Source organism: Pseudohaliea sp. (assembly GCF_054552115.1).
The window spans coordinates 19,826-27,146 of the sequence record NZ_JBTOLW010000039.1; the positions used below are offsets into that span (position 1 = coordinate 19,826).

8 protein-coding genes are annotated in these 7,321 nt (G+C 68.2%); 5 read left to right on the plus strand and 3 right to left on the minus strand.

Annotated features, from left to right (window positions below; genetic code table 11):
- Positions 1–370 precede the first annotated feature (370 nt).
- From ACX93N_RS15025 to ACX93N_RS15035, 3 genes are all read left to right on the plus strand, one after another.
- A complete protein-coding gene (locus tag ACX93N_RS15025) occupies positions 371–802 on the plus strand; it encodes an H-NS histone family protein (protein ID WP_459429254.1) in 432 nt (143 codons plus the stop codon).
- 216 nt (positions 803–1,018) lie between these two features.
- Positions 1,019–2,071 (plus strand): AraC family transcriptional regulator, encoded by a 1,053-nt coding sequence (locus ACX93N_RS15030; RefSeq protein ID WP_459429255.1) that lies wholly within the window; start codon positions 1,019–1,021, stop codon positions 2,069–2,071.
- 250 nt (positions 2,072–2,321) lie between these two features.
- Positions 2,322–3,440, plus strand: a complete 1,119-nt coding sequence (locus ACX93N_RS15035) for an AraC-like ligand-binding domain-containing protein (RefSeq protein WP_459429256.1) — start codon at positions 2,322–2,324, stop codon at positions 3,438–3,440.
- 32 nt (positions 3,441–3,472) lie between these two features.
- On the opposite strand, the gene mtnA is transcribed toward ACX93N_RS15035, so the two are convergent.
- Entirely contained in the window at positions 3,473–4,534 is a 1,062-nt protein-coding gene (gene mtnA / locus ACX93N_RS15040) for an S-methyl-5-thioribose-1-phosphate isomerase (RefSeq protein ID WP_459429257.1), read from the minus strand.
- Between the two features lie 4 nt (positions 4,535–4,538).
- A complete protein-coding gene (locus ACX93N_RS15045) occupies positions 4,539–5,180 on the minus strand; it encodes a class II aldolase/adducin family protein (protein WP_459429258.1) in 642 nt (213 codons plus the stop codon).
- Positions 5,181–5,282: 102 nt separating this feature from the next.
- Here ACX93N_RS15045 and xseB point away from each other — a divergent pair, with 102 nt between their 5' ends.
- Both xseB and ACX93N_RS15055 read left to right on the plus strand, forming a co-directional pair.
- Entirely contained in the window at positions 5,283–5,546 is a 264-nt protein-coding gene (gene xseB / locus ACX93N_RS15050; protein ID WP_459429259.1) for an exodeoxyribonuclease VII small subunit, read from the plus strand.
- 3 nt (positions 5,547–5,549) lie between these two features.
- A complete protein-coding gene (locus ACX93N_RS15055; protein ID WP_459429260.1) occupies positions 5,550–6,425 on the plus strand; it encodes a polyprenyl synthetase family protein in 876 nt (291 codons plus the stop codon).
- A gap of 91 nt (positions 6,426–6,516) precedes the next feature.
- Here the strand turns inward: ACX93N_RS15055 and ribA are convergent, their stop codons facing one another.
- A complete protein-coding gene (gene ribA, locus ACX93N_RS15060; protein ID WP_459429261.1) occupies positions 6,517–7,107 on the minus strand; it encodes a GTP cyclohydrolase II in 591 nt (196 codons plus the stop codon).
- Positions 7,108–7,321: the final 214 nt, after the last annotated feature.

Sequence of the window (7,321 nt, forward strand, 5' to 3'; positions counted from 1 at the left end):
CGGGAAGGGAACGGGCAGTCGGATCTCGGCCGGCGCGACGACACTTATACTCCGGAAACCGGCACCGGATCGCGACAGCGGGCCGGTGTCAGTATATCCAGCCGGTCGCGGCGCTTAAGCCCGAATAAATGATTGGCAAACCCGGGCAGCCTTCCGGCCGGTCCCGGGCCGTCATCTCTTGGCGAAAAAAAAATCTGCGCTCAATAATCAGCGACCCGGCACCACACCCGGTTTTTTCAGGCGCCGGGCAGGGGCGCCCGGCATTAAACCCGCCCGTGATCCGATTATCCGCCCGCCAGTATTCACCGATACGAATTAACAGGACAAAGTGTATAATTTTCCCCGTCTATCGATTCAGAGGAAAAAACTGATGTCCACCTTCCGTGATCTGCTTACTTCAAAGACCAGGCTCAAGGCCGACGCGCGCAAACTCGCCATCGATGAACTCGAAAAACTCATCAAGGCCCTGAACGAGGTCCTCGCTGCCGAAAAAGCCAAGGCGGCGAAAAAAGAAGAAGCCGCCCGGGAGGCGAATATCCGCAAGATCAACAAGCTGCTCGCGGAAACCGGTCTCGACCCGGAGGATCTCAAGAAAAACAAGGCCGGCAAGCGCAAGGCCGGGGTGAAGGCCCGCGGCACGGCGGGCAGGCGCGCAAAGGTCAAGCCGAAGTATCGCCTGGTCGTCGACGGCAAGGAACACCTCTGGTCCGGCCGCGGCCGCGCGCCGAAGGTCTTCCAGGCCCACTTCGACGCCGGCAACAGCAAGGAAAGCTGTCTCATCAAGCCCGCTGCCCGGGGCTGACACTTCCCGCCGCCGCGGCCCGGGCAAACCGCCGCTCCCCTCTGCCCGCGGCGGGTCTTCGCGCCCGCCCGCACTGCCTTCCTGAGACAAAACTCGCCGAAACCTGAGGGAGCCGGACCCCGGCCACCTGTACTTGGCCGCGGGCGTCGATACACTGGCCCGTAACAGCAAATAAGAGCGGAACAGCCGCCCGGGAGGCCTGTGGCAAAGGATGGCTTGCCAGCTAATGGTGTAATCTGCGGCGAGTTTCCCGCAAGCCGGGTTCCCCGCGAGCACCAGCTGGCGCTCTGGCGCCGGGTCTGCGCCGGCGAGTGTGAGGTCATCCCCCTCACGGAAGACTGGCTGTTCCGGGATGACATCAGGTCCTGGGCCCTGTGCGACCTCGTCATCACCCGCCAGGCCATGAGCGCGACGCGCTACGAACGCACGAAGCGCCACGTCGAATGCAGTGGCGATAGCTGGATCGTGCTCTACTACCTCCGCTGCGGCAGCATCTCCACGATCCTGGACCAGCACAGCCACACCCGTCTCGGGCCCGGCTCCCTGTGCGTGATGGACTGGAGCGTACCGCACGTCTCCGTCGCCAGTGATTACGAACTGGTCACGGTCGCCTTTCCGCGCAGCCAGTTGCCGGCGGCGGAACTCATGGGCAGGCGAACCCCGGCAGTCACCTGGGCGCCGGGCAGCGCGCAGGCGGAGATCCTTGCCAACGCTCTCGAGAACCTGCTGGCACAACTGCCCCAGCTTGCTGACGACGAGGCCGCGGCGCTGGCTGCCGGCCTCACCGGCCTCGTCGGCGGCCTGCTCCTTGCCGAGGGTGAGCTGTTGCGCAACCGCTACGCGGAGACCTCGCGTGCCGAGGCCATGCGGCAGTTCGTCAACGAGCATCTTCGCGACCCCGGGCTGGGTGTCCAGGCACTTTGCGAACACTTCCACTGCTCGCGGGCGACGGTGTACCGGATGTTCGAGGCCGAAGGTGGCGTCGCGTCCTACATCCAGCGGCAGCGCCTTCACGCCTGCATGCGCGAACTCACCCGCATCCAGAGCCCGCCCAAGGGCGTGCTGGAGCAGGTGGCCTCGGCCTGGGGCTTCACCAACCCGCACCGCTTCAGCCGCCTGTTCCGGGCCCAGTTCGACCTGTCACCCCAGGAGGCCCTGCGAGCACAGACGCCGCAAGCCAGGAAGCAGCCCACGCTGCGGAGCGGGCAGGACTACTGGCAGTACGCCGCCCTGCTCAATGGCTGGATAGCCAGCCACCGGAAACGGTGAGGCGCCGGTGCAGGGCTGCCCCTGCACAAGCGTCAACCGTGGCTCGAGGGCTCGGCGTCTCAGCCAAAGGATCACCTTATCCCGACTAGGTCACGGAGTGGCCACCCTCGGCCCCCGACCGCTGACCTGTTCGCTGCGTCGACACGTACTATAGCCAAGCACCATAAAGACGGTTGCAGTGATGACAATACGGTTTCCGGGGGATACGGCCAGCGCGCCTGCGACAAGTGATGCCGGCAGGGTCCCTGCGATGCTGCCCGAGGCGGGCAACGACCATCCCCTGCAGCGCCTCTGCGTCCGGGCCGACAAGCTGCCGCCCTCGCAGCACCTGGCCGCCGTCCGCCTCGCCCTCGAAGGCCACTGCGAGGTCTCGCCGCTCGCGACGCCGTGGTCCCTGCACCGTGACATGGAGAGCTGGCGCGTCGATGGCCTGCTGCTCAGCCGCTGGAGCATGTCCGCTGCGCGGCATGAGCGCAGCCAGGCCCTCGCTGACAGCGGCGGCAACGACTGGCTCCTGCTGCGCATACTGCAGCGTGGTCAGCAGGCGCTGTGCATTGACGACAGGCACCACGTCACCGCCACCACCGACACCATCCTGCTCACGGACTGGTCCCTGTCCTGGGCCTGTAACAGCAGCGAGTGTGACCTGATCACCGTGGGCATACCCCGCAGCCGTCTCTCGGCCAGCAAACTGCTGAACCGCAAGATCCCGGCCCTAAGCTGGGAGCGCAACTCCGCCGGGGGGAGGCAACTGGCCACCATGGTGGAGCTCCTCTGGCAGCAACTACCGACGCTGGACGCTGCCAGCGCCCACAGCGTTGCTCTCGGCTTTGTCGGTTTCCTCGACGGGCTGCTGGGCAATCACCCGCTGCTGCTGCGCGCCCAGTACGCCAACACCTCCCGCCTGGCCGCCATGAAGTTCCTGCTCAACGAGCAGCTTCCGGACCCGGAACTCGGCGTGAACACCCTCTGCGACCACTTCGGCTGCTCCCGGGCCACGATCTACCGCCTCTTCGAGCGCGAGGGCGGTGTGGCCGCATTTATCCAGCGGCAGCGGCTTCACCGCTGTCTCCGTGAGCTCGTCCGCGGCGACCAGCAAACAACCGCCAGCCTGGATACGCTGGCCAGGCACTGGCGCATCGGCGGCGTCGCACGGCTGAAGCACCTGCTCAGGGAGCACTTCGGCCTCGATCTTCACGACGTGGTGGCGGCCCGGGCAGCGGCGCTGGCCGATCGCAGCGGCGCGAGCACCAGCCTTCAACTGCAGCTTGCGACTGCGATCAACCGCGCGATCGCGGAAGACAGCAACGCCGTTACACCGGACTATCCCGGTCCGGCGGCAGCAAGGGCGGCTCCCGGCGCCCGCTAGCGCCGCGGGCAGCAGCTTCCTGCCGCCACCGCCTAGCTCGAGGCCTTCCCCGGCAATGCCGAGAGCTTTCGGGCGTCCGGATGCGTCACAACCCCCACCTCGGTCACCAACGCGGTGACCAGCGCCGCGGGGGTGATATCGAAAGCCGGGTGGCGCGCGGCAACGCCTGCCGGCGCCCACTGCGTGCCCCCAAACCCCGTCACTTCTTCCGGCGCGCGCTCCTCGATGGGGATGGCGCTGCCCTCGGCCACGGCGTGGTCGATGGTCGCCAGCGGGCAGGCCACGTAGAAGGGAATCCCGTGGTTGCGCGCCAGTACCGCTACCATATAGGTACCGATCTTGTTGGCCACGTCGCCATTGGCAGCCACCCGGTCTGCGCCGACGATGACCGCGTCGATCTCCCCCCGGGCCATCAGGTGCCCGCTCATGCTGTCGGTAATCAGCGTCACCGGGATGCCCTCGGCCTGCAGTTCCCAGGCAGTCAGCCTTGCGCCCTGGAGGAACGGGCGCGTCTCACCGGCGATCACCGAGATGCGCTTGCCGGCTGCGACGGCGCTGCGCACGACGCCGAGGGCCGTACCGTGGCCTGCCGTGGCCAGGGCACCGGCGTTGCAATGCGTGAGCACACGGGCGCCATCCGGCAGCAGCGCCGCACCGTGCTCGCCGAGGGCGCGGTTTGCGGCCACGTCCTCGGCGTGCACAGCCTTTGCCGCCGCCAGGAGCCGCTCCGCCACGGCGGCGGGCGCCGCCGCTCCGGTCTCGTTCCAGACGCGCCGCATGCGATCCAGGGCCCAGAACAGGTTCACCGCCGTTGGCCGGCTGGCAGCGAGCACGGCAAAGGCGGCCTCGAGGCGGCTGCCGAACTCCTCGGCCGAGGCCGCGAGCCGCTGCGCCTCCAGCGCGATGCCGTAGGCCGCCGTCACGCCGATCGCCGGGGCGCCGCGCACGACCATGGCGCGTATCGCCTCGGCGCTATCGGCCGCCCCGTTGCAGCGCACCCATTCGACGGCCAGGGGCAGCCGGCGCTGATCCAGGAGCTCCAGGGTGTCGCCGGCGAGACGCAGCGTCTCGACGGCGGTGGCTGCCTCGGTCAAGGGGTCATTCCTCCGCGGCCGGTGCCCGGCCATAGGTGGCGAAGCGCGCGAGCACCGCTGCCATTTCATCCCCGGTCAGGAGTACCGGCTCACCCGCCTCGCAGGCAGCAAGATACTGCCCGCAGAGCGCCTCGATCTCTTCGGCGATGGCCACCGCCTCCTCGAGGTCCGCACCCAGGGCGATGAGCCCGTGGTTGGCGAGCAGGCAGGCCTTGCGATCATCGAGGGCGGCGAGGACGGCGGCCGAGAGATCCTCGGTACCGAACAGCGCATAGGGTGCACAACGCACATCCGGGCCGCCGGCGATGGCGACCATGTAGTGAAAGGCGGGCAAAGCCCGGCGCAAGCAGGCGAGCGCAGTCGCGTGCGGGGAGTGGGTGTGCACGATCGCTGCCGCCTCCGGGCGGGCGGTGTAGATGTCCCGGTGCAAGCGCCACTCGCTCGAAGGCCGGCCGGGCGACAGCGACTCACCCGCCAGGTCCAGGGAAACCAGCGTCGCCGACGCCAGCCGCGCGGCGCTCGCACCGCTCGGGGTGATCCAGAAACCGTCACCGTGGCGCAGGGACAGGTTGCCGGTGCAGCCGCGATTGAGCCCGCGCTCGGCAAGGTAGCGATAGGCATCGCAGAGCGCCTGCCGGTCATCCATCAGCTTTCCCTCCAGCGGCGGCGATTATGCCACAGAGCTCCCGTCCCCGGCGCCCGGGCTCCGCTGCTATACTCGGCGCGTCAGGAAAAGGATGCCCGCCCCATGGCCAGCCGCAAGAAAACCGATGCCGACGCGAGCCCCGCCACGCTGGAGGCCACCATTGCCGAGATCGAGGCCATCCTGGTACGCATGGAGGGCGAGGAGCAGCCGCTGGAGCAGTCGTTGAAAGATTTCGAGGCCGGTATCACGCTGACGCGCCGGGCGCAGGCGCTGCTCCGCGAGGCGGAGCAGCAGGTGCAGGAACTCACGGAGAACGCCGACGGCGAACCGTCGGCCGCGCCCCTGGACGACGGGGCGGATGCCTGAACCGTGAGCCTGGGAGCAGACCGGGAGCGTTTCGAAGCCCGCGCACGACCCCTGGTGGAAACCCAGCTGTCAACGCTGGCGCCCGCCCTGCGCGAGGCCGTGGCCTATGCCCTGAGCGTCGGGGGCAAGCGCATCCGCCCCATCCTCGTCTACCGCGCGGCCCGCGCCCTCGGCTGCGGTGACGCGCCGGCGCTGGAACACGCCGCGGCCGCCATCGAGCTGGTGCACACCTACTCCCTGATCCACGACGATCTACCGGCGATGGACGACGACGACCTGCGCCGGGGACAACCCACACTGCACCGGGCCTATGACGAGGCCACGGCAATCCTCGTGGGCGACGGCATGCAGGTGCAGGCGTTCAGCCTGCTGGCGGCCGCACCGGGCCTCGATGCGGCCCCGCGCCTGGCCATGGTGGAGGTGCTCGCGGCCGCCTCGGGCTTTCCCGGCATGGTCGGCGGCCAGTACCTCGACGTGAGCGCTACTGGCGAGGCGCTCTCCCTCGATGCCCTGAAGGCGATGCACAACCTGAAGACCGGCGCCCTCATCCGCGCCGCCCTCGCCCTGGGCGGACACGCCGCCGGCGCCGGCGAGCGGGAGCTCGCCGCCCTGGACCACTACGGCGAGCACATCGGGCTCGCCTTCCAGGTCGTGGACGACATCCTCGACGTGGAAAGCGACAGCGCCACCCTCGGCAAGACCCGGGGCAAGGACGCCGCCGCCAACAAGAGCACCTACGTCAGCCTTCTGGGCATCGAGGGCGCCCGCCGCGAGGCGGCCTCCCTCCTGGAGGCCGCCCTGGGCGCCCTCGACCTCTTCGATCACGGCGGCGACGACCTCCGCGATCTCGCCCGGTTCATCGTCGAGCGCGACCGCTAGCCCTGCTTTCCAGCTGTGAGCTCTCAACAGCCTGTTCGCAGCCGCCGCTGCCGGGCCGGCAGAACGGCCCGGCGGTGACCACCCGGGGAGCTCACTCCCCGAACATGTGACCGAGCTTGGCGCCCTTGGTGCGCAGGTATTTCTCGTTGTGGGGATTGCTGTGCGTCTCCAGCGGCAGGCGGTGGAGCACCTCGATGCCGAGTTCCTCAAGGGCCGCGACCTTGCGCGGGTTATTGGTCATGAGGTTCACGCTGGTAATGCCGAGGTGGGCAAACATGGGGCCGAGGAGCGAGTAGTCACGCATGTCCGGGCCGAAGCCGAGCCGCTCGTTGGCCTCCACGGTGTCGGCGCCCTCGTCCTGCAGCTTGTAGGCGCGGATCTTGTTCAGGAGGCCGATGCCCCGGCCCTCCTGGCGGAGGTAGAACAGCGCCCCGCGGCCCGCCTCGGCGATGGCCTTGAGGGCCGCCTCGAGCTGGTTGCCACAGTCGCAGCGCAGGCTGAAGAGCGCATCACCGGTCAGGCACTCGGAGTGCACGCGCGCCAGTACCGGCTCGCCGTCGCCGACGTCGCCCATGGTGAGCACCAGGTGTTCCTTGTTGGCCGCGGGGTCCTCGAAACCGTGCATCGTGAAGACGCCCCAGTCCGTGGGAAGCCGGGACGACTCTACGTACCGTACCGTCACGCTCTGGTCCGTGCTGAAAAGGGGCGCCAGTCTAGCAGGCAGGGGGGGTCGTGGCGAGCGGCCGCTCACCAGCTGTTAGCCCAAAGCAGTAATGTCCCCTCTGCCCAATTTTAAAATGTCCCCTTTTTGGTTTTTGGAGGGGCATGGTGACGGAGCGCATTACCATGAGCAGGCGGGAGGTGGATCGGCTGGGTGTGATTCAGGCTGTAGCAGA